The following is a 22,100-nucleotide window of genomic DNA, read 5'->3' on the forward strand; positions in this document are numbered from 1 at the left end:
TACAATTTTTTCATATTTAGATATGGTTATTATTTCATGATTAAACATCTTTATTTATCTGGTGTTACTGAAAGTTTCGTCGAAGTTGTGGCTTGTACTTTACTGGAAAATGGTCAATTTGAAATTAAATTAGAAAACACGCCATTTCATCCTCAAGGTGGGGGACAACCGAGTGATACTGGATATATTGCAGAGAGTGAAGTTGTCCATGTCGCAATTGAAAATGGCACGATTATTCATCTATGTAAAAGTGCTGTAGCATTAGGTCGAGTATATGCAAAAGTTGATATTCAAGCCCGTCGACTCCACAATCGTTTGCACAGTGCAGGACATTTGATTGGACATATTGTTGAAAGTTATGGTTGGCAACCAATCAAAGCACAACACTGGCCAAATAATTCAAAAGTACAGTTTTTGGCGACCCAAAACAGTGAACCTGTGGATTCTATGTATTTAGAAACTCGTCTACAAGCCTTTATCGATGCAGATTTAGCAGCAAAGATTACCCTTAATGAGAATGGATTTCGTGAAATTCAGTTTGGTGAATTGAATGCCTATCCTTGTGGTGGAACGCATGTTCTATCTTTATCGGAAGTTGGTAACGTCAAAATTATTAAAATGGAAATAAAGAAAGGCAAACTCACCGTACATTATGCCTTAGCTAAGGGTATTTCAGGATGAATGTCTATTACCATGAGTTTCTTACGCTAGCCCTCATACATTTTCTTGCAGTCATTATTCCAGGTCCCGATTTCATTATTAGTGTGCGGCAAAGTACCCAACACGGTTATCGAATCGGCTGTATAACCGCAGTAGGAATTGGTTGTGGCATTTCTGTTCATGTGTTTTATACCCTTATGGGCGTTGGTTTTGTTCTGTCTCAAAATCATATTTTCATGAGTCTTTTTCAAATCATTGGTGCCTTATATTTACTCTATTTAGGCTGGAATTGTTTGAAAGGAGGGTCGAGTCCAATTGAAATTAGCACGGTTGTTACCTCTGAACACAGGACGATATCTTATCATCAGGCATTCATGACAGGTTTTTGGACCAATGCACTGAACCCGAAGGCGACCATTTTTTTCTTGGCCATTTTCACCAGTATAGTCAGCACAACAACGCCGTTATACATACAGATCCTGTATGGTGGATGGATGTGTCTGGTGAATACGCTGTGGTTTATTGCAGTCAGTTTGATTTTTACGCAGCCTAGAATCAGATCAGGCTTTCTGAAATATAATTCTATTTTAGAAAAAGTTATGGGCGTGTTACTGGGTGCAATCGCAATACGGTTAATTTTAGGGATTGAGTTCTAATCATCAATAAAGCATAACCATATGTTAAGGCTGTTGAAATTACGATATTAAAATTCAAATCTTTAAAATACAATGAGGTATGAGGATTAAAACTGCTAATCTTTCCATGCAAGTCTTTTGATAGATACAGTCAACAGCCTAAACTCTTCTAAAACTTTTGACTTTATACCGACAAAATCGAACGTTCGGGGAGAAGTCTTGTTTGAGGATGGTTTTAGAGCCATTCAATTATACATAGCCTTAACCAGACTCAAACAAAGAAAGGGCTAATTTTTAGCTCTTTCTTTGTTTCTAAACACTTATTTTTGATTACAATTTACAGCTAAAATTCTCGGCTTGCTCACTGTCTCCCTGACCGTTATAACGTGCGATTAAAGGATATGGGCAAAGTGGGCGTGTACGAGTGGCCGACCAATCGGTAGGTAATTCAGTATTCACTTGCCCACTGGCATTGCCTTCACCCCGTGCTCCAGCAATGATTCGATCTGGCGCCTGACCATATTCCACCCAATTGACCAAGGCTGTGAGTGCATCAAACTGATCGGTTGCGATACCACCACGAGAGTGATTCATGCCTGGAACACGGAAAAAACGGACAAAACTTGGAGCATTGCCAGAGGCATTACTTTGATATTTTTGCAGCAATTTATCGTACCAGTTCTGGGTGTCATCTACAGAAAATACACCGTCAGCAGTGCCCTGAACTACAATCATTTTACCGCCACGTGCAAGGAGTTTATCCAAATTCAACTCATCAGGTGGAATCATAAAAGACATGGCACTTTCTGGGTAGGTTTCATTGGTGGCAGATAATTTTGCGTAGTCTGTATCAAAATTAAAGTTGAAGGCAAATTGGCGAGAATTGAGCATAACGTCTGGATTTGGTGGAACCTGAAAAATTATTCCGACTGCAACTGGGTCACGTGCCGTACCAACAGACGAATCAAATTTCCAACTGGCCCAATTACTGCCGATCAGCCCCGGATCAAACGGTTGTGTGGCATATAATGCTTCACCTGTTGCATTGACAGGACCCTGATAGATATTGGCAAGCACATCAATTTGATCTGTAGATAAACAACTTCCATCTCGTGTGCTAGAACATACTGGAACATCGCGGTGAATATCAAATGCCGTACGACAGGCTTCAACGTCTTGGACTAAACCATCCGTAATACCATCAAGTCCATCACATTGATTTAAAATAGATTGCGCCAGCACTTTCCGTTCAGATAGGGTGAGGGCCGTACTTAAATCATTTTCATTAGTGACTACTCGGCGTAATTGTTGTGCCGTGTAAAGCTGTGCTGCCGCAGCACGTGGTAAATGGAAACCCGGTGTACTGGCAAGAATACCATCATACTGATCTGCTAGACGTGTTGCCGCCATCATGGCATGTCGACCACCGTTTGAAGTTCCACCTGCATAAGAACGATCTGGCAATTTTCCATAAGCGGCTTGAATCAGATTTTTCGCCATTGGCGTGAGTTTAGTGATTGCGCCATACCCATAGTCAATTCGAGCTTGTGGGTCTAAGCCAAACAATGGGTTTTGGGCTGCATTGTGTCCCGCATCAGATGAAATAACAGCAAAGCCATCATGCAGGGCATTGGCCAATGGGCCACCGCTGCCCACTTGCCCCGTTGCTGTCGCAATATTGCCATCTGTACCACCATTCCCCTGATAAAGGAAACGACCATTCCAATCTAGAGGTAAGCGCATTTCAAAACCAATTTGATAGGTTTGACCATCTACGGGACTGACGCGTGGATACATGTAGCCTGTAATTAAGCAATGTGCAGCGATGTCTTGCCCCGCAACCTTGAGGCTGCCCGCTTCTTGTAAAGTTGCTGAAGTGATACTGGTGTTTGCATAGTGAAAGCCATTTAAATCTGTACAAGCACCTTTTAAATTGGTGCCCACAGCAGGCGTCACTTGCGGAATTGATACTGTCGCTTGTGGCGTATTTGAGCTGTCATTATCACCACAAGCAGAAAGGGTAGTGCATAACATCAGATAGCTCAGTTGCTTCAGCCACTTTTTTTGTTTTAAGGTTTTTTGCATTATTGAAATTCCATATCAATCAATGTTGAAGGTTAAGATTGGAGAACCATGAAATTGGCGGTACTTCGCGCAATCATTTTTTGGTTTTGCCATCCTTCGCTTTCAAGGCTCAGAATGGCTTTGCCTTGTTTGGTAAAGCGGCATTTGGTGAGTACAGTTCCCACTTGGCAGGGACGTAAAAAATCCATAGTTAAGTTAATGGTGGTTGCTGGAGTTTGATTATTGGCAAGATAAGCAAACAGCCCCATCACATCATCTAGCATGGCACAGACCATGCCACCTTCTACACTGCCTCGCGGATTGGTAAAGCTGTCCAGCGCGACATAACTAATTTCTAGTTCAGTCTGGTCAGCATTCCATTGGATATTGTGACCTCCCAGAAGATGATGAATGGGGGGAAGGTTTGTTAAAGTGCTTGGTGTCATAATGAAAGATCCGTTTCTCGAATAATGACGAAAAGATAGATAAAGCTTCGATGCTTATTGCAGCGTGTAAGCGTCATAAATTACGGCTTTGCCTAAACGCATGGCACTCCCAACGGCAACAGTTTGATTCAGCCACGCATATTTCGGCGAACTAGTTTCAAATTGCATGGTAATTTTGAAATAGTATTTGTTCGGGTCGACATCTTTACCTTGCGCCAGTTGTTGCAGCACTTCTTTTGAGCCATGTCTGTAACCTTTGGTTTGTAAATAAATTAAAGCGCCATCTTCAGTTTCAAGTAGGTATCGAGTATCAATAATGGCAAGTCCTTGACTGTCCACAATTTGCCAATCTGCTCCATTATTTAAAATACGCCCTTTGAGTTGTTTCCCTTGGAAGGTGCCACCTATAATTGGAATTATTCGACGTTTGCCACTATCGCTAGTAGCTCCAAGCTCCCAAACAGGCGCATTCAAATCCACGCTAAATTGAGCCAGTGGTTCTAAATGAGGTGCTGGCGGCTGATATTGCGTTTCAGCATAGCTCTGGCTGAATAGGCTCAGACCAAAGCAAAGACCGAGTATTTTTTTCATCAAATTTCTCTCACAAAAAAAGGTTCTGGCAGCAGCAGAACCTCTGTAGGCATTATTTAAATTTCCATGTGTAGTCGATGTTAATGCGTGTTTCGTTGGACGGTTTGATGTTGGCAGTAGAGAGCATATTGTTGTCATACATGGCGTAGCGGGCACGTAAACCTAGATTTTTTAATGGTCCATTTTGTACGGTATAACCAATGTCAAAATCGGTTTCATGTTCTTTTAAATCGGTTCCACCTAGTTTTGGTGCATAAATATTGTCACCAGTGGTGTAACGGGTCATAAAGCGTAAGCCCGGTACATAGTTTTTGAAGTCATATTCATAACGTAAGCTATACACATGCTCTTTGGGATTCAAAAATTCCGCAGGCCAAGTATCGATCAGCAAACCTGTTTCACCACCTGTTAAATATGGAAATGCGGTATCACCACTATGGTGGAAAGTCGCCAAAATAAATTTGTGATTTTGATGTTTCAGTTCAAAATAACCATGAATCAGGTCATTATCCACTAAGCCTGCTTTAGCTTGCCCATCTTCTCGGCTGCGGTAATAGCGTAATTGTGAGCTAAAATTATTGCCGTCATTGAATTTGTGGTTATAGGTAATGCCAAACATGGACTGGTTATATAGGTCTTGCACATCCATATAAAAGCTGGTCAGTTTGGTACTTGGAATAAGCTGATAATGACCACCTAGATAATACAGTTGGTCGGTATCGGCACTTTTAAAGCGACCATTGACTGCTGAAATGCGCAGATTTTCCCAGTTAGTTGAATCACGATGATTGACCTGATCAATATACGCCGATTGGAAATCCAGATTTGGGATATCTTTCGATTCTAAGGAAATGCCTCGATAGGTTTGTGGTAATAAACGGGCAGGTGAGGCAACCAGTACAGGGTTCATTGGTCGAAGTGTTCCAACCTTTAATTCAGTTTTACTGATTTTAGCTTTACCTGTGACTCCAATTTCCCCATAACTGGAAGCAGGTTCATTGGTCACAGTATCTCGTGGTAAATTTCCTGTTCCTGCATAGTCAGCACTAGCATCCAATTTCAACCCAGCCGTCGCTAAAATATCTATCCCAAAACCAATTGTTCCTTCGGTATAGCCTGAATTGGCTTTTAGAATAAATCCTTGTGTCCAATCTTTAGCGGCTGGGTATTTAGACTGCTCTTGATAATCACGATCAAAATAAAAATTTCGTGTGGTTAAATCGACTGTGCTGTTATCAATAAAGTTACCAGCAAATACTGAACTGGAGAGCATAAGGGTAGAGTACATCCATAATTTAGACTGCATTGCATTTCTTCCTGAAATATCATTGTTGTTTTACATGCAGACCTCAAACCAAGGTCTGTTCTTCATTTGTTGTTTAAACGAATTATTTTCCGAGCATTTCCCGCGCGACAATTTCTTTCATAATTTCATTGGTGCCGCCGTAAATTTTTTGCACACGAGCATCGACAAAGAAACGTGAAATTGGGTATTCCTGCATGTAGCCATAGCCACCAAACAGTTGTAGTAATTGATCAATCACATCGCATTGGGTATCGGTAATAAAGCATTTCAAGGCAGCAACATGGCTGACGCTTAACGCATCTCGACTATATTGTTCCGCACATTGATCGACAAAGGCCTGAGCTGCTTTGGCTTTAATTTGCGTATTGGCCAACACAAAACGCGTGTTTTGCATGTGACTTAAAGGTTGACCAAAGGCTTTTCGTTGCTGAACATAATCACTGGTGAGCTCAATCGCACCTAAAATTGAACCCAATGCCATCATAGAAATACTTAAACGTTCACGGGGCAACTCCTGCATGAGGTAGGCAAAACCTTGACCTTCTTCTCCCAGTCTTTGATTCTTAGGTACTTTGACCTGATCAAAAAATAACTCAGCGGTGTCTTGGGCATGGAGTCCAATTTTTTTCAAAGATCGCCCTTTTTCAACACCTTCTAATGCAGCATCAACCAATAACAAGGAAATGCCCTTTGCTCGAGCTTCGGGATTAGTTTTTGCCACCAAGACAATGAGGTCGGCATGTATCCCATTGGAAATAAAAGTTTTTGAACCATCCACCAGATAATGGTCTTGATTCAAAATAGCTTGTGTACGAATGGCTTGTAAGTCCGATCCTGCATTGGCTTCAGTCATGGCTATCGCAGTGACGACTTCGCCAGTAACCATTTTGGGTAGCCAATATTGCTTTTGTTCTTCACTGCCTAAGTTTTGGATATATGGAGAAACCAGTTCATTTTGTCCACCAATTGCAACAGCCAAGGAGGTAAAACCTGCTTGTGCAGTTTCCTGTACCAGCATCAGAGAATAGTGAATGGGGGCGCCATAACCGCCATATTCTTCAGGCACATCAATACATAAAAAGCCGTTTTCACCTAGCTGGTTCCATAATTGTCTCGGAATCAGACCATCTTCTTCCCATTGCTCATAATGTGGAGCGACAAATTCTTTTAGAAAGCGGCGATAGTTATCGCGAAACAGTTCAAATTCAGTATCTTGTTGCATACTTAACCTTTTTTTGGCAAAAGTAAGGGTAAAGCCCAAAATAAATTGAGCTTTTTTACTGTTATTTCAGTGATTTAGTTGTTTAAAGTTGGGACTCGAATAATCAGCGAATTATCGGTCTGTTTTTGATACAACTCTTCAATTTTCTCGGCACGACGCTTAATGATATTGCCTTGATTGAGATTACCTTTATCGGTAACTTCACCTGCATCCAATTGTGGTGGTTCAGTTTGCAGATATAGCATAGAAACGCGATTGGAACTTCCTGTTGCATCTTTGTTGTAGTGCATTAAAAATTGACGGAACCATTGCTGAACTTTCGGATGTTTCAAAATTTCTTCAGCGCGATGTTCTGATAAAGACAGCCCTGCATAATCGGCACAGGCATCCAGTTTTGGAAAAATTAAAAAACCAATCGCGTTTAGGTTAGACCCCGTAATACAGACATCTTGAATCAGTAGATTGCCTTGAATTAAAACCTTATTGCGTATCGTCCCGACATTTACAAACGTACCTGTATTGAGTTTAAAGTCTTCTGCAATACGTCCATCGTACATTAAGCCTTGAGTTGGATCTTGTTCATCGACCAAACGTACCGCATCGCCAGTATGAAAAAAGCCTTCATCATCAAAAACGATACTTTGCTGATCTTCATTTAAGCGCCAATAACCTTTCATGACATGTTTGCCACGGACACAAAATTCAAGTTTGTCGCCATATGGAACCAATTTGATTTCACAACCTGGTGCAGGGTAGCCAATAAAGCCTGCCATAACACGCGGGCCTGTGGTAAAGGCACAAGAGGGGGCTGTCTCGGTCATGCCAAGTCCACTCATAATGCGGATTTTTTCACCGCAATGTTGCTGTGCAATTCGGTCTAATCGATTCCAACCTGCTTCGGATAAAGCAGCACCTGCAAAGAATAGAATTTTCACTTTGGCAAAGAAGCGATCACGCAGTTCAGCATCTTTTTCCAGTGCATCGGTGAGTTCTTCCCAACCTTTGGGTACGTTTAAATAAACTGTGGGTGAAATTTCTTTTAAGTTTCGAATCGTCTCATCGAACTTGCCTGCAACAGGTTTACCATCATCGATATAGATAGTGCCGCCATTATATAAGGCGATCCCGACATTGTGGCTACCGCCAAAGGTATGATGCCAAGACAACCAATCAAGCAAGACTGGCGGTGTTTCTTCGAACTCAGGGAAAGTTTGTAATAACATTTGCTGATTTACACTTAACATCAAATGTGTAGTTGGAACAGCTTTTGGCAGTTTAGTCGAACCAGAAGTAAACAAAAATTTGGCGATTTGATGTTCGTCTAAACGTTGATAATGCTCCTGCACATTCATGACAGGCGTATCTAAAAGTGATTGAAATGAAGTGCAACTATGTTCACCTAGAATCCCTTTATTGGTAACAACTTCGATCTCCGTTTGGGCACAACTTTGAATGGCTTTGGCAAAAGCCTGACCATCATTGGCATAAACCATACCTGGAGTAAGTACATCGAAAACATGTTTGAGTTTGCCAAAATCTTGTGAAATCAGTGAATAAGCAGGGGATATGGCAGAAAATGGAACACCAGCCAACATCGCAGCCATCGACAGCGTTAAATGCTCAAGATCATTGCCCGATAAAATAAGCAAAGGGCGCTGCTCACTCAAATTGCGATTATGTAAGGCTTGGGCAATATGCCATGCACGTTGCAAGGTGTCAGCATAACTGAGTTTGACCCACTCACCTTGAGTATTCCGTTTTGCCGCAAAAATATGCTCTGGTTTGGTTTGTGCAAAATGAATCAGGCGATCAGTCAATTTTTGCGGATAGCTGTTTAGTTGTTCTTTCGGATGCAGATACAAAACCTGATCTTTGTAGACGTAATCAATATCATGACGCCCAAGTTTTACCAGTCGTTCGCGATCTTGTGATTGAGTGGCATTCATTTGCATTGTTTTTCACTCCATGGAAAGCGCATCACTGCGCTTTATATTTTTGCTTCATGCATTCTTATTGAATATTAAGGTCAAATCCAATTACTAAATTGGATAATGACGCGGTTGTGTTTGTATGGTTATCCAACGCAATTCTGTAAATTCTGCAATCGAAGCCTTACTGCCAAAGCGTCCGTATCCACTGGCTTTGGTTCCACCAAAAGGCATTTGTGCTTCATCATGTACAGTTGCACCATTAATATGGCAAATACCCGAGTCAATTTGTTTTGCAACATCCAGTGCTTGTGCAATATTTTGACTAAACACGGCAGCAGATAAACCAAACTCACTGTCATTGGCAAGGGCAATGCCTTCTTCAACACTGTTAAAGCGTTGTACCGTGCAAACAGGGCCAAAAGATTCTTCACGATATAGCAGCATTTCGGGTTGAATATTTAAAACCAAAGTTGGTTGCATGGTGGTGTCTTGTATTTGAATGCCGAGCGGTAAATTTGCCCCTTTACTTTGCGCATCCTCAAGTAAATGTCGAATGCGATTTGCAGCGCGCTGGCTTTCCAATACACCAAGAGCATGCCCTTTAAATGCTGGATTTCCTGCATGAATGGTACGGGTCTTTTCAATCAATTTTTCAATAAATTGATCTGCAATCCCATCTTGAACGAGTACACGTTCGGTAGACATACAGATTTGCCCTTGGTTGAAAAAAGCACCAAATGCAACTGCATTGACAGCCTCATCAACATCAGCTTCATTCAACACCACTACAGGCGCTTTTCCACCAAGTTCGAGTAGAACAGGTTTTAAGTATTTGGCAGCGGTTTCTGCAATAATTTTTCCGACTTTGGTAGAGCCAGTAAAATTAATTCGTTTGACCGCAGGGTGCGAGATCAAGCGTTCCACAATTTGTGGTGCGTCTTCAGCAGCATGAGTAATGACATTTACCACACCATCGCCAAGTCCTGCTTCATGCAACACTTGACCAATTAAACGCTGTGTTGCAGGGCAAGCTTCAGATGCTTTGAGTACCACAGTATTACCACAGGCCAGTGGCATTGCTAATGCACGAGTCGGTAAAATTACAGGAGCATTCCAAGGCGCTATGCCAACTACAACGCCACACGGAACACGGATCCCCATTGCCATATTTCCCGGCACATCGGACGGAATAAGACTGCCATCCATTTGTGTGGTCATGGCTGCTGCTTCACGCAACATGTTGGCAGCAAGGTGGACATTAAACCCATACCATGTCGCAGTTGAACCTGTTTCACGCATCCCAATTTGAATAAATTGATCTGTTCTTGCATCCATCAAGTCCGCTGCTTTGAGTAAACGTAAGCGACGTTCAGTAGGAGAAAGTTTCGACCAAATAGGAAAAGCCTTTTCCGCAGATGCTATTGCTAAATCAACATCGGCTAATGTCGCAGCCGCCGCAATACTGGCGACTTGACCATCAATCGGACTGATCCGTTCAAATATTGCCTGATTCGATGCATCGACAGATTGCCCGTGAATGAGCAATTGCACCGTATGGCTGTTTGATGTCTCTACAGATTCATCTTGTTTTAACTGTACATTATGCATGGGTTGTATCCTTACTTAACCATTTAAAAAAAACAGAAATTAGCCAGTACGCTTGTAGCTTTGTAAACCTGGTTTAATTGATTTTTCATCTAGGAATTGTTTCAGACCTTCTTGGCGTCCGCCTTCGGTATCGCGATGGTTACATTGATCTAACTTGGCATATAAATAATCTTCATTTTGATCCCAAGTGAGTTCGCGACAGCGTTTAAAGCCATTTTTGGCAGTACGCAATACCACAGGGTTTTTCTCTAGTAAAATATTGGCAAGTTCAGTGACTTCTGCTTTAAGTTGAGCCAAAGGCACACTTTTATTGACCAAGCCCATATTTTCAGCTTCTTTTCCACTAAAAGTCTTGCCCGTCATAATGTAATACAGCGAGGTACGGTGTCCAACAGTATCTGCCATTGCTTTGCTTACTAAGTTGCCCGGTGGAATTCCCCAGTTAATTTCAGATAACCCAAAGGTTGCTTCGTCTGCTGCAATAGCCAGATCACAAGCCACTAACGGCGAGAAGCCGCCACCGAAACACCATCCATTAACCATAGCGATGGTTGGTTTTGAATACATACGCAATAATTGCCACTGCCAGCGACAAGAATCACGGCGAATACGCTCTTGTACAATTTCTGGTTGACTATCTACTTCACGGAAATATTCTTTCAAATCCATGCCCGCAGTCCATGAATCTCCAGCACCTGTAAGAACTACCACGCGAGCCTCTTGATCCAGTTCGATAGTTTCCAATACATCAATCATTTCACGATTCAATGTTGGACTCATGGCATTTTTCTTTTCTGGGCGGTTGAATGTTACCCAAGCAATTCCATTTTGAACTTTAACATCAACGGTTTCCCAACGCTTTTCATATGTCATGTGCTTACTCCTTGAATGACAGTTTGTTTGTTCTTTATTCAACATAATATCAGTTAAACTTACATTCAAGTGTTTTTTGAAAAATTTTCTTTAATTTTTTTATATTACTGAAAAATATAAATAAAAATATTTTTATATAAAATAAATAAAATTTTGTGTTGATTTTTAAATCAGTCTAACTGATATTTTACAGGTGTTCGATGAACAACACAAAACAACAAGATGTCATGGAAATATCAAAACAAGGATTTAATTATGGATAAAGTGCATCACCCCTCAGGAAGGGCCAAACTCACATTGCTTTTATGCTTTGCAATCGCAATTTTTGAGGGTTTCGATCTTCAATCTATGGGAGTTGCCGCCCCACGTATGCGTGCAGAATTTATGTTGGATAATGCTCAAATGGCTTGGGCCTTCAGTGCTGCAATTATCGGAACATTACCAGGTGCAATTGTCGGTGGACGGCTTTCGGATATTATTGGTCGTAAAAAAGTATTAATTTTTAGTATATTGCTTTTTGGAGTCATGTCATTAGTGACTGCTTTTGCAGCTAATTATGAACTCCTGTTAGTCATTCGTTTTTTGACTGGACTCGGAATGGGTGGCGCCTTACCAATGATGATTACTTTGGCATCTGAGGCAGTTTCATCTGACCGTAAAGGTACCGCCGTCAGTATTATGTACAGTGGAATTCCATGTGGTGGCTTACTCACTTCTGTGGTTGCGATGCTTTTGGCTGGCGATGCAGAATGGCGTCATATCTTTTATGTGGGAGGAATCGCACCTATTCTATTAATCCCACTATTGATGAAATATCTACCTGAATCATCGGATTACATAACCCATAAAACTCAATCGGCAACGCCTTTTTTTGAAGTGTTATTTGCTAAAGAAAGAAGAATGTCGACGATTCAAATTTGGATCAGTTTTTTCTGTACGTTGGTGGTGCTGTACTTCTTGCTGAATTGGCTGCCGCTATTGATGGGTGCTCAAGGTTTGACCAAACTGCAAGCCAATTATGTGCAAATGGGCTATAACATTGGTGGTGTTTTTGGCTCAATTTTAATGGGTATGATGTTAGACAAAATGCGTATGAGTTTCGTGATTAAATTTATTTATCTCGGCATTTTGGTATCCTTGTGTTGTCTGTCTTTTTCTCCAACCGTAGCAGTACTAGCACTCTCAGCAGTGGGTTGTGGGTTATTTATTGTCGGTGGACAGTCTGCATTATATGGACTTGCTGCCATTTATTATCCAGCAGAAATGCGAGGCACAGGTGTAGGTGCAGCCGTAGCTGTTGGTCGAATTGGGTCTTTTGCGGGTCCATTACTTGCTGGTTTTTTACTATCATTGGGGCAAAGTGCTACGATTGTGATTGGTTCAAGTATTCCAGTTATTCTGATCGCAGCGATTTCTGCTTTGATGCTTGTCAGAAAGCCTAAACAGCCTGTACAGTTAATACAAAGTACGACAGCTCGTTAAGTCCAAGGAAGTATGAGAGTCCACTCTCATACTCTTTTTAGTTTTAGCTTTTGTGATGAAAATTATGATGCGTTCAAATATCGTTGATAAAAAAATAGAAGATGGTCCTCGCTTAAGCTATACCATCGCACGTATAGATCGGGTAATTAGTAAATATTTAACAGAACATTTAAAAGATTTAGACATCACTTTGCCTCAGTTCACCGCCTTATCTGTTTTAGCCTCTAAAAATAATTTGTCGAATGCCAAGCTTGCAGAACGTTCATTTATTAAGCCACAGTCGGCCAATAAAATTTTGCAAGATTTATTGCAACAACAATGGATTGAGAAAACGCCAGATCCAACCCATGGTCGTCGTATTTTGCTTACAGTAACAGAAACTGGTTTGGCTAAATTGGCCGAGTGCAATGCGGTGGTTGAAGCATTGGAAAGTAAAATGTTGCAAGGCGTTGATATGAATTTGGCTTATTTAATTCGTAATAATTTGGATATTATGGTCAATAACTTAAAACAATCTCAAGTTGAAACACTTTCAGAGTAAGTCAGAATTAAGCTTTAATATCCCAATGCATATCATGTAGACCTTTTCTCTATTCAAAATGTATTGTCACTTGAGGATTGAACTTGTTAGCATGACTTTGAAATATTTGAACAAGTGTGGCTAGGATGTCTTCAGGGCAACAAGTATTAATTAAATTAAGAAAAATGATTATCGCAGGTGAACTTGAAGGCGGTAGTCGAATTGCAGAAATTCCAACAGCAGAGTTGCTTGGGGTATCCCGTCAGCCTGTGCGTATAGCTTTTCGGCTTTTAGAACAAGAAGGGCTGTTGATTAAGAACCCAACCCGTGGTTATACCGTTCGTGAAATTTCAAATGAATTGGTCAATGATGCTTTGGAAGTTCGCGGCGTACTCGAAGGCTTAGCAGCCAAAACTTTAGCTGAGCAAGGTTTATCGGACGTACAGCAACAAACTCTCAAGAACTGTATAGAACAAATTGAACAGCTTTTTGCAGAACATACCGAATTCGGTGATGCAGAATTAGAGCGTTATCATGAATTTAATGTGATTTTTCATGACACGATTATTCAAGGTGCGCAAAATATTGCACTTATTCAAGCCTTGGCAAAAAACAATCAATTGCCTATGGCTTCCGTTCAAGCCATTACTTACGATGAATCACGAGCCTTATCTGAATATCGTCGCTTACACTACGCACATTTGCAGCATTGCTCTATTTATGAAGCTTTACTTCAGCACCAGTCAGGTCGTGCCGAAACTTTAATGCGAGAACATAGCAGTGTCGCTTTACTCGGTGAAACCGTAAAAAAAATATTGACTGAAGTGTAATGAAAAACTCCTGCTCAATGAATTTGGGCAGGAGTAAAATGAGTATTCCTATAGCTCAATTACCAAATGTTTGGATTTAGCGCGAGAGCAGCAAGGTGTGAACTGATTATTCAAGGCACGTTCTTCGTCAGTCATAAATACATCCCGATGATCTGGAACCCCTGAAACAACACGGGTAATACAAGTACCGCAAATACCTTGTTCGCAAGATACAGGCACATCAAAACCATGTTCTAACAAGGCTTGAGTTACGGTCTGTTCTGCATGAATTTCAATTCGCTTTCCTGTGCCAGCAATTTCCAAAGTAAATGCTTCATCGTTTTCCTGCTTGCTTTGTTGTGCAACAAAATGCTCTTGATGCAGTTGTTCTGGTTGCCAACCTGCTGTTTCAGCTGACTGCATCACAAATTGCATAAAGCCTGTTGGCCCGCAGACATACAAATGTTTACTCACATCGGGTTGTTGTAATACGTTTGCCATATTACATTCAGTATCAACCCGATTTTGAATGTGAAAATGAATCTGCTCTGCAAAGTGTTGGGTTAAATTGCCATAAAAGGCGATCATTTCATGGCTACGTACGAAATAATGCAACTCAAATGGAATATTCTGTGCTTTTAAACGATAAGCCATTGAAAGAATAGGGGTAATTCCAATTCCCCCTGCAAACAATACAGCTTTTTTTGTATTGCGATGCAATACAAATAAATTACGAGGCTGCCCAATACTTAATACATCACCTTCTTGATAGTCATTATGTATGCAGCGTGAACCTCCACGTGAATTTTCATCGTGTAACACCCCAATCACATAGCGATTGTTTTCACTCGAACAATTAGAAAGTGAATATTGTCGTGTAAGTCCATTTTTAAGATGGACATCAATATGCGAACCTGCCTCAAAGCGCGGCAAAGCCGAGCCTGAGCTGGAAACCAGTTCAAATGCACGAATGGAAGGGGTGAGTTGATGAATCTTATTGATAATCACGTCCATGTTTTTATCCTTAAATCACATGAATATTTGGAAATTTGACCACTTCAATTGGGGTTGCAGCCTGTCTTTCTTCACTCAATAGGCGCTCAATAATTTTGCGTGATTGAACTCCGCCCGCATCAATATTAAGCATCAGCAGTTTGCGCTGCGGATTATTGAGAATGTTTTGTTGTTGTTGCTCCAACATTTCCAAATCTTCCGTAAAGATTTTGCCTTGTCCTTCACGAATTTGATCTGTGAGTTCGATATTTTCAGGCTGGAAGTTGCGTGCCATGCCCCAGAAATACCAATGAGAGGTTTCTGTTTCAGGCGTAATAAAATCCACCACGATTGAAGACACCTTTTTGTCTTTAGGGGCGTCATAGCCACTATGACCTGCATGTGCAACACCTACTTCAATATGCACATTACTTGGGGCGAAGAAATGACAACGCTGCCAACGATCTACAGGTACATCATCTGCGAGATTATTGCCTCGAAGTGCCATTTGCCAAAAAGGAGGGGCAATCACATTATCCATATAACGTTCGGTAATGACATGATCGCCATCAACTTTGGTGATTGGCAGTGATTCATCAATTTCTTTTTGACCAATGCTGCTAGAGTGAACATAGGTTTCATGGGTTAAGTCCATGAGGTTATCAATCATCAGGCGATAGTCACAATGAATGTGAAATAAGCCTCCGCCATAACTCCATTCTGGATGATCGGCCCATTCTAGTTCAGGAAGTTTGGATTCATCTGCAAGATTTTTCTCACCCGGCCAGACCCAGACAAAGCCCATTTTTTCCACCACAGCATAGGCTTTATTACAAGGAAATCCCTGTACACGTTGTGCAGGCATAGCAATGGTTTTTCCTTCGCAGCCCATGACCAGTCCATGATAACCGCAGACCAAATTTCCATCTTCAACATAGCCGAGTGAAAGTGGTGCGCCACGATGTGGGCAAAAGTCCTCGACAGCAACCACTTTATTTTCTTTACCACGATAAAACACAATTTTTTCGCCGCAGATAGTACGACCGAGTGGCTTGTCTTGGATTTCTTCAGGACGGCATGCAACATACCATGCATTTTTTATGAACATTGTAATGACTCCTTGTCAGTTATTGGATCCAATTTATAGTATTTTTATTATATGGTCAATTGATGCTTTGATATAAATTTACACATTATGAGAATATTTAGTCTAATACTAAGATATTAATGGTTTTATAGTTTATTAGATATTTTTAAAGCACACTTAAATAATCTTAATGGATCCAAAAATCCACATTTCGCAGATTTTTGGAGGGATTGGCTTTATTAAAATTTCAGGGTGTAATGCAGCATAAAACGCTGCTCATCTAAGCTTTCGCCATTTTTAATATCGTAATTGATATTCAGGAACAGGAATTTAAGGTTTTTGACCCAGTGATTTAAGTCATATTGAACCAAGACATCACTTTCTTGTTCAAAATTATCCTGATTATTGGTTTGAAATGAATCACCATAAATATATTTGTAGGTGATTTTTAGCCCTTTGATGTAATCCTGAAGATTGTATGAGGCGACAAAATGGTAGGATTTTTCATCAGCTTTGGTAAAGGCACCTAGCGTCCAGTTCACCATATGCGGAATAGGCATACCATCAAGTTTAGGAATGCCATCTTTGCCGTAATTCTCTTGATAGCCAATACCAGCCTGTAAATTGCCATGCTTCATAAAGTGCATGACACCGAGTGAGGTATTGTCATATTCCCCAATTTTGGCTGATCCTACATCATCATGTCGGAACAAGCGTAGTTTGGTGGTTTGTTGCGAAGTCCAATTGTAATCTAGCGCAAAATAGCTCTGGTTGATTATGTCTTGCAAATAACCATCATAAAACTTCCATGAGTATTTGCTGGTTTTACCATCCCAGCGTAAAAAATATAAGCCATCAGACTCTTGTTTGGAAATGGCTAACTTGCGGTAATCCTCTTCATTTCGAGGGGAGTAACGATTAATTAAACCAATATCAAAATTCTGATTTTGATATTTATATTTAAGCTCTGCACCTTGGTAATTTACTCTTAATTGATGAGTGTCCACTTGCGGGGTGAGAGGGTCATCTGGCGTAAGCTCACCAAAATTAAATCGCGTATTTTGATATTCAATTCCAGCACCTAGACCATACTTGATATAGTCCTGGGCTTGTGATTTGTTCACAGGATCAAAAGGTAGCACCAAATCACTGGTGTGCTGATCTGAGCTAAGGCGATAGGCATATTGCAAGCTTGGCATGAGATGAAGCTGTACTTGATCAATTTTCATAGCCCAGTCACCACGATAAATGAAACCTTGACTCAGGCTGCTAGAGTCTTTGCTATTGCTGTCTTTGTAGTCTCGGTCAAAACTAAACGTTTTTAAAACCAGATCATTTTTAAAGGTGTAAGATTCAGCACTTTGTGCTGAACAACAGGCAATAGATATCCCTGAGAATAAGATCCCATTCATAAAAATATGTTTCATTTTAATTCCATTTAAAAACGTTTAACTGTCCTAAAACTAACATGACTGGTGGCTAAGTCGAGTTCTTGTGGGTGCCTCGCGGCAGCACGGTAACGTGCACAATAGTTTGATGCACATAGGTAAGATCCACCTTTAATGGTGTATTTCAAGACATCCCTGTGGTTGATCCGATATTGCTCAGGATCTCCCATATGATGGTCTCGTGGTCCAGTGTATGGGGTTTGCGTCCATTCCCAGACATTGCCAATCAGGTCGTATAACCCAAATGGATTTTTGTCAAAACACCCTACAGGGGAAACCTCAGCAAAACCATCATCCTGATTGTTTTGATAAGGGAATTCACCTTGCCAATAGTTGGCAGTGATATGACCATGGTGGGTTGGTCCTAGGTCGGAGTTTTGCTGAAATCCTTTGGCTGCATATTCCCACTCAAGTTCTGTCGGTAAATCATGTCCTAACCAGTTGGCATAAGCATAGGCATCGTTCCAAGTGACCATTCTGACAGGTTCGTTGGGTTCAGGTTGCTTGCGGCTTTTAAGTCCCCAAGGATGTTTCCAGTTTGCCTCAGGTTCAAATTTCCACCAGCCAAGTTCAGCAACTGGCTGCGTGGGTTGAACAAACATCGCGGCACCATGCTGCTTTTCTGCATCGGTGATATAGCCAGTCTGTTTTACAAACTCAGCGAACTGAGCATTGGTGACTTCAGTAGCATCAATTAAAAATGAAGGAACCTGATTGCTGGTTTGGTTGAATGGTCGTTCATCATCGTATCCGTGAGTGGTGCCAAGTTGTATGCTTCCAGCGGGGAGCTTCACCATTCCAGCATCTTTTTGATTAGGCCAACCTTGCGGCAAGCCTGAATACGCTGCGCACTTGGTGCGGTCGCCTAAATCTGCAATAGATGCTGGTTGGGTGGCTTTGGAGCTGTCTTGGCAAGCACTGAGTAGGATGAATGATGAAGACAAAATAATACGCTTCATCATTATTTATTCCTTACTTCTTGTTGTATTGCTCAAAATCAACGACACCATTTTTATCTGCATAGGACAGATATTTGTCATTTAAAATTTTGACAACTTCTGGGTGTTGTACAGCAACATTGTGCTGTTCATTGAAATCTTGTTTAAGATGATACAACTCCCAACCATGACCATTAAATTTTGAAGGAGAGTTTTCAACCAGCTTCCATTCATCATTTTTTGCATAGCGACTACCATGGAGTTCTTTAAACTCATAGTAGTTTACTGGGCGAATGCGTGCAGCATTATTCTTAAAAGCAGGAATTAAACTATAGCCCGAAGGTTGAATTTTTTTGCTGTCCGCAGTGTATAACTGGTTGTGTTGAATACCCGCCAATTCCATGAGTGTCGGGAAAATATCGCGAACCGTACCAAAATTGTTGTTGATACCATGGTCTTTGGAAAGATGGCTTGGGTACTTGACGAGGAAGGGTACGCGTACGCCACCTTCTGCCGCAGCCGACTTCCAGTAGGTAAAAGGGGTGCTGCTGACTTCCGCCCAGCGTGGTCCCATGTAAACATAAGACGTTGCATTGCCAATATTCTGAAGGCTATTGTCAGCTTCTCCCATCGGGAAATTATGATCACCGCCTTCAGCACCATTATCAGACATAAATACAATCACGGTGTTGTCATATTGATTATGCTTTTTTAAGTACTGAATGACATCGCCAACACGATCATCAAGCTGGGTGACCATGCCTGCATAAACTTCCATTTTACGCGCTTCATATTTACGTTCAGCAGATGTGAGTTGATCCCAACCTTTTGTCGATAAAGCTTAATTACCACGTTGTTCAGGAAATACGGCATTGACAGGAATAAGTCCAAGTTTCTTTTGGCGTTCAAATCTGGCTTTTCGAATCGCATCATAACCTTGGTCATATTTTCCTTTATACATATCTCGATAAGGTGCTGGAGCTTGAATTGGCCAATGCGGTGCGGTGTAAGCTAAATAGGCAAAAAATGGCTTGTTTTGTGTATTTTTATCCAGATATTCAACCGCTTTTTGGGTAAAGAAATCTGTGGAGTAGTAGTGATCTGGCAAAGATACTTTCTGACCATTTTCAGTATATTGGGTGTTGCGTGGGTAATTCTTAGGTTGCTCTTTGAAGTGTAGATCGAAGCCATCTAATAAAGCGTAAGATTGATCGAAACCACGTGCTTTAGGGTTTTGGTTGGCTTCAAAACCCAAATGCCATTTGCCCACCATAAAGGTATAGTAATCTTTTTGCTTGAGCATTTCTGCAAGTGTATAGGCATTTTGGGTTAGGTGCCCAGAATAACCATCAATTTTTAATAATGCACGAAGACTGTCCGCACCGACCAATTTTTCTTGGCGTTTAGAGGTCTCATACATTGCACCTAAGCCAACTAAATGGTTGTCAGCTCCTGTCATGAGTTGTGCACGTGTGGGTGAACACATGGAAGATGCATGGAAGTTAAACAGCATTTTCCCTTGAGTGAGTAGGCTGTCGATGTGCGGGGTCTTAATTTCACTCCCATAGGCACTAATATCAGAAAAACCTAAATCATCAGCCAGAATAATCATGATGTTTGGCGGAGCTTTGATTTGGTTCGCTGCGTAGCTAGGCACAATGATGGTACTTGAGAGGATTAAGCCAAAAGATAATTGGCTTAGTTTTTTAAGTGTCATAAGACAGTCCTTTGAAGTTCTTTTTTAGTGCATCATGCAACTAAATTTTTTTTCGTAGAGCACTTTACTTGGCTGTAAATTGTGCTATTGGAAAGCATAAGCTATTTTATTAATTGGATCCATATTAATTTAAAAAAATTAACCATAATTAAAAATATGAATTATTTTAATAGCTTAATTTACATTTTTTATTTTTTGAATAAATTTATATCAATTATCTTGTATTTTTGGATCCCATTTTGCAAAATACCAATAAGCAGGATGCTTCATAAAAATGATCTGTACATCAGATCACTTTAATTCTTAATTATCCCTTCAAGGCAATTATGGATATGGATATGCATAATCACCCAATGTTGTGTTCCTACATGGTCGTGTGTATTTCCGTTCCTAATTGGGAGATACACAATGCAAAGAAACGTTTTAGACGAAATCAACCACAATAAAATGAGCCGTTATCAATGGTTCGTGATTCTGATTTGTATATTTCTGAATGTCATTGATGGCTTTGACGTTATGGTGATGGCATTCACAGCACCTTCAGTATCCGCAGAATGGGCGTTGTCTGGCGCACAAATCGGGATATTACTCAGTGCAGGCCTATTTGGCATGGCAGCAGGTTCTATTTTCTTAGCACCTTTAGCAGATAAAATTGGCCGCCGCTTCTTAATTCTAATTTGTTTGATTGTTTCTGGATTAAGTATGTCTGCATGTGCATTGGTTCAAAATCACATGATGTTGGCTATTTTACGTTTTATTACAGGTGTTGGCGTTGGTGGGATTCTGGCGAGTAGTATCGTTCTGGCAAGTGAATATGCAAACGTGCGTTGGAAAAGTTTGGCAGTCAGCTTGATGTCTACAGGTTACGGTATTGGCGCAACTTTAGGTGGCGTATTAACGTTCTTCTTAATTGAACATCTAGGTTGGCGTTCAGTTTTTTTAGCAGGCGGTATGACAACATTGATCATGTTTGCCTTTGCTTTGTGGTTATTACCTGAATCACTTGATTATTTATTGGCAAAAAAACCTGCACGTGCCTTAGAAAATACCAATACGATTTTACAACGTATGCAGTTGCAGCATTTACAGGAGCTACCAGAGTATGCTCAAATCGAACAGCAAAAGGGCAGTGATATAGCGAAATTATTTCGTGGTCATCAGGGGTTTCAAACCTTGTGTTTATGGTTTGCCTTTTTCTTGGTCATGTTTGGTTTTTACTTTGTGATGAGTTGGACGCCTAAAATTTTAATTGCAATGGGCATGTCGCCAGATCAAGGTGTCAGTACAGGAATTTTAATTAGTATCGGTGGTATTTTTGGTGCAGCAATTATTGGGCTTTTAGCTTCACGAATTAAAATTTTCTATGCGCTCAGCTTATTTTTAGGCCTAACAGCGCTCTGTATATTCTTATTTGTTGCCGTTTCATCGCAAGTCAGCATTGCATTATTGGTCGGTTTATTACTGGGCACACTCATTAATGGCTGTGTTGCTGGACTTTATTCAATCTCACCGACCATTTATGAGGCAGATATTAGAAGTCGTGGTGTAGGTTATGCAATTGGGTTTGGGCGCATTGGAGCCATTTTATCTCCAACCATTGCAGGTCTATTTTTAGATCAAGGTATGACACCACAGCATCTTTATGCGTACTACGGCATTGTATTTATCTTAGCAATTTTCTTGATTTTAATCTTAGGTAAAGCTGTGTATCGACATCAAAAAACTCAAAATTATTCACTCAACACATCGACCTAAGTATCTGTTTAAAAA

18 protein-coding genes and 1 pseudogene are annotated in these 22,100 nt (G+C 40.8%); 6 read left to right on the forward strand and 13 right to left on the reverse strand.

The annotated features are described in order from the left end of the window. The first annotated feature begins 36 nt into the window (after nucleotides 1-36). Both MP622_RS06035 and MP622_RS06040 read left to right on the forward strand, forming a co-directional pair. Nucleotides 37-681 carry an alanyl-tRNA editing protein gene (locus MP622_RS06035; protein ID WP_243793011.1) on the forward strand — a complete coding sequence of 215 codons (645 nt, stop codon included), beginning with the start codon at nucleotides 37-39 and terminating at the stop codon, nucleotides 679-681. Further along, complete coding sequence (locus MP622_RS06040; RefSeq protein ID WP_243793013.1) at nucleotides 678-1,316, forward strand: LysE family translocator; 639 nt, start codon at nucleotides 678-680, stop codon at nucleotides 1,314-1,316. The genes MP622_RS06035 and MP622_RS06040 overlap by 4 nt, the downstream gene beginning before the upstream one ends. Before the next feature lie 309 nt (nucleotides 1,317-1,625). Here MP622_RS06040 and MP622_RS06045 read toward each other — a convergent pair whose 3' ends face one another. From MP622_RS06045 to MP622_RS06080, 8 genes are all read right to left on the reverse strand, one after another. Further along, nucleotides 1,626-3,329 (reverse strand): tannase/feruloyl esterase family alpha/beta hydrolase, encoded by a 1,704-nt coding sequence (locus MP622_RS06045; RefSeq protein WP_243793473.1) that lies wholly within the window; start codon nucleotides 3,327-3,329, stop codon nucleotides 1,626-1,628. An 83-nt stretch (nucleotides 3,330-3,412) separates the two neighbouring features. After that, nucleotides 3,413-3,805 carry a PaaI family thioesterase gene (locus MP622_RS06050; protein WP_243793014.1) on the reverse strand — a complete coding sequence of 131 codons (393 nt, stop codon included), beginning with the start codon at nucleotides 3,803-3,805 and terminating at the stop codon, nucleotides 3,413-3,415. A gap of 54 nt (nucleotides 3,806-3,859) precedes the next feature. Beyond that, nucleotides 3,860-4,396, reverse strand: coding sequence for a DUF3237 domain-containing protein (locus MP622_RS06055; RefSeq protein WP_151504683.1), 537 nt, complete (start codon nucleotides 4,394-4,396; stop codon nucleotides 3,860-3,862). A gap of 52 nt (nucleotides 4,397-4,448) precedes the next feature. Next, nucleotides 4,449-5,702 (reverse strand): OprD family porin, encoded by a 1,254-nt coding sequence (locus MP622_RS06060; protein WP_243793016.1) that lies wholly within the window; start codon nucleotides 5,700-5,702, stop codon nucleotides 4,449-4,451. An 82-nt stretch (nucleotides 5,703-5,784) separates the two neighbouring features. Beyond that, complete coding sequence (locus tag MP622_RS06065; protein WP_151504682.1) at nucleotides 5,785-6,924, reverse strand: acyl-CoA dehydrogenase family protein; 1,140 nt, start codon at nucleotides 6,922-6,924, stop codon at nucleotides 5,785-5,787. A gap of 74 nt (nucleotides 6,925-6,998) precedes the next feature. Then, nucleotides 6,999-8,876, reverse strand: a complete 1,878-nt coding sequence (locus MP622_RS06070) for a feruloyl-CoA synthase (RefSeq protein WP_243793017.1) — start codon at nucleotides 8,874-8,876, stop codon at nucleotides 6,999-7,001. Between the two features lie 87 nt (nucleotides 8,877-8,963). Beyond that, complete coding sequence (locus MP622_RS06075; RefSeq protein WP_243793023.1) at nucleotides 8,964-10,463, reverse strand: aldehyde dehydrogenase; 1,500 nt, start codon at nucleotides 10,461-10,463, stop codon at nucleotides 8,964-8,966. 39 nt (nucleotides 10,464-10,502) lie between these two features. Then, entirely contained in the window at nucleotides 10,503-11,336 is an 834-nt protein-coding gene (locus MP622_RS06080; protein ID WP_243793024.1) for a p-hydroxycinnamoyl CoA hydratase/lyase, read from the reverse strand. Between the two features lie 255 nt (nucleotides 11,337-11,591). Here MP622_RS06080 and mhpT point away from each other — a divergent pair, with 255 nt between their 5' ends. From mhpT to MP622_RS06095, 3 genes are all read left to right on the forward strand, one after another. After that, complete coding sequence (gene mhpT, locus MP622_RS06085) at nucleotides 11,592-12,818, forward strand: 3-(3-hydroxy-phenyl)propionate transporter MhpT (protein ID WP_243793025.1); 1,227 nt, start codon at nucleotides 11,592-11,594, stop codon at nucleotides 12,816-12,818. Nucleotides 12,819-12,882: 64 nt separating this feature from the next. After that, entirely contained in the window at nucleotides 12,883-13,359 is a 477-nt protein-coding gene (locus MP622_RS06090; protein ID WP_151504677.1) for a MarR family transcriptional regulator, read from the forward strand. Between the two features lie 125 nt (nucleotides 13,360-13,484). Then, the gene (locus MP622_RS06095; protein WP_243793026.1) at nucleotides 13,485-14,168 is read left to right on the forward strand and encodes a GntR family transcriptional regulator; all 684 of its coding nucleotides are present in this window, start codon (nucleotides 13,485-13,487) and stop codon (nucleotides 14,166-14,168) included. 48 nt (nucleotides 14,169-14,216) lie between these two features. Here the strand turns inward: MP622_RS06095 and MP622_RS06100 are convergent, their stop codons facing one another. From MP622_RS06100 to MP622_RS06120, 5 genes and pseudogenes are all read right to left on the reverse strand, one after another. Continuing rightward, on the reverse strand, nucleotides 14,217-15,161 hold the full coding sequence (locus tag MP622_RS06100; RefSeq protein WP_243793027.1) for a PDR/VanB family oxidoreductase: 945 nt from the start codon (nucleotides 15,159-15,161) through the stop codon (nucleotides 14,217-14,219). A 10-nt stretch (nucleotides 15,162-15,171) separates the two neighbouring features. Further along, the gene (locus MP622_RS06105) at nucleotides 15,172-16,248 is read right to left on the reverse strand and encodes an aromatic ring-hydroxylating dioxygenase subunit alpha (RefSeq protein ID WP_243793028.1); all 1,077 of its coding nucleotides are present in this window, start codon (nucleotides 16,246-16,248) and stop codon (nucleotides 15,172-15,174) included. A 218-nt stretch (nucleotides 16,249-16,466) separates the two neighbouring features. Continuing rightward, complete coding sequence (locus MP622_RS06110; protein WP_243793029.1) at nucleotides 16,467-17,654, reverse strand: OprD family outer membrane porin; 1,188 nt, start codon at nucleotides 17,652-17,654, stop codon at nucleotides 16,467-16,469. 11 nt (nucleotides 17,655-17,665) lie between these two features. Continuing rightward, nucleotides 17,666-18,619, reverse strand: a complete 954-nt coding sequence (locus MP622_RS06115) for a formylglycine-generating enzyme family protein (protein ID WP_243793475.1) — start codon at nucleotides 18,617-18,619, stop codon at nucleotides 17,666-17,668. Nucleotides 18,620-18,647: 28 nt separating this feature from the next. Further along, a pseudogene (locus tag MP622_RS06120) lies at nucleotides 18,648-20,330 on the reverse strand (arylsulfatase). 408 nt (nucleotides 20,331-20,738) lie between these two features. Here MP622_RS06120 and MP622_RS06125 point away from each other — a divergent pair. After that, nucleotides 20,739-22,085 (forward strand): MFS transporter, encoded by a 1,347-nt coding sequence (locus tag MP622_RS06125; RefSeq protein WP_243793030.1) that lies wholly within the window; start codon nucleotides 20,739-20,741, stop codon nucleotides 22,083-22,085. The last annotated feature ends 15 nt before the right edge of the window (nucleotides 22,086-22,100 follow it).

Origin of the sequence: Acinetobacter sp. PK01, from assembly GCF_022819285.1 — a bacterium.
GTDB lineage: Bacteria > Pseudomonadota > Gammaproteobacteria > Pseudomonadales > Moraxellaceae > Acinetobacter > Acinetobacter tandoii.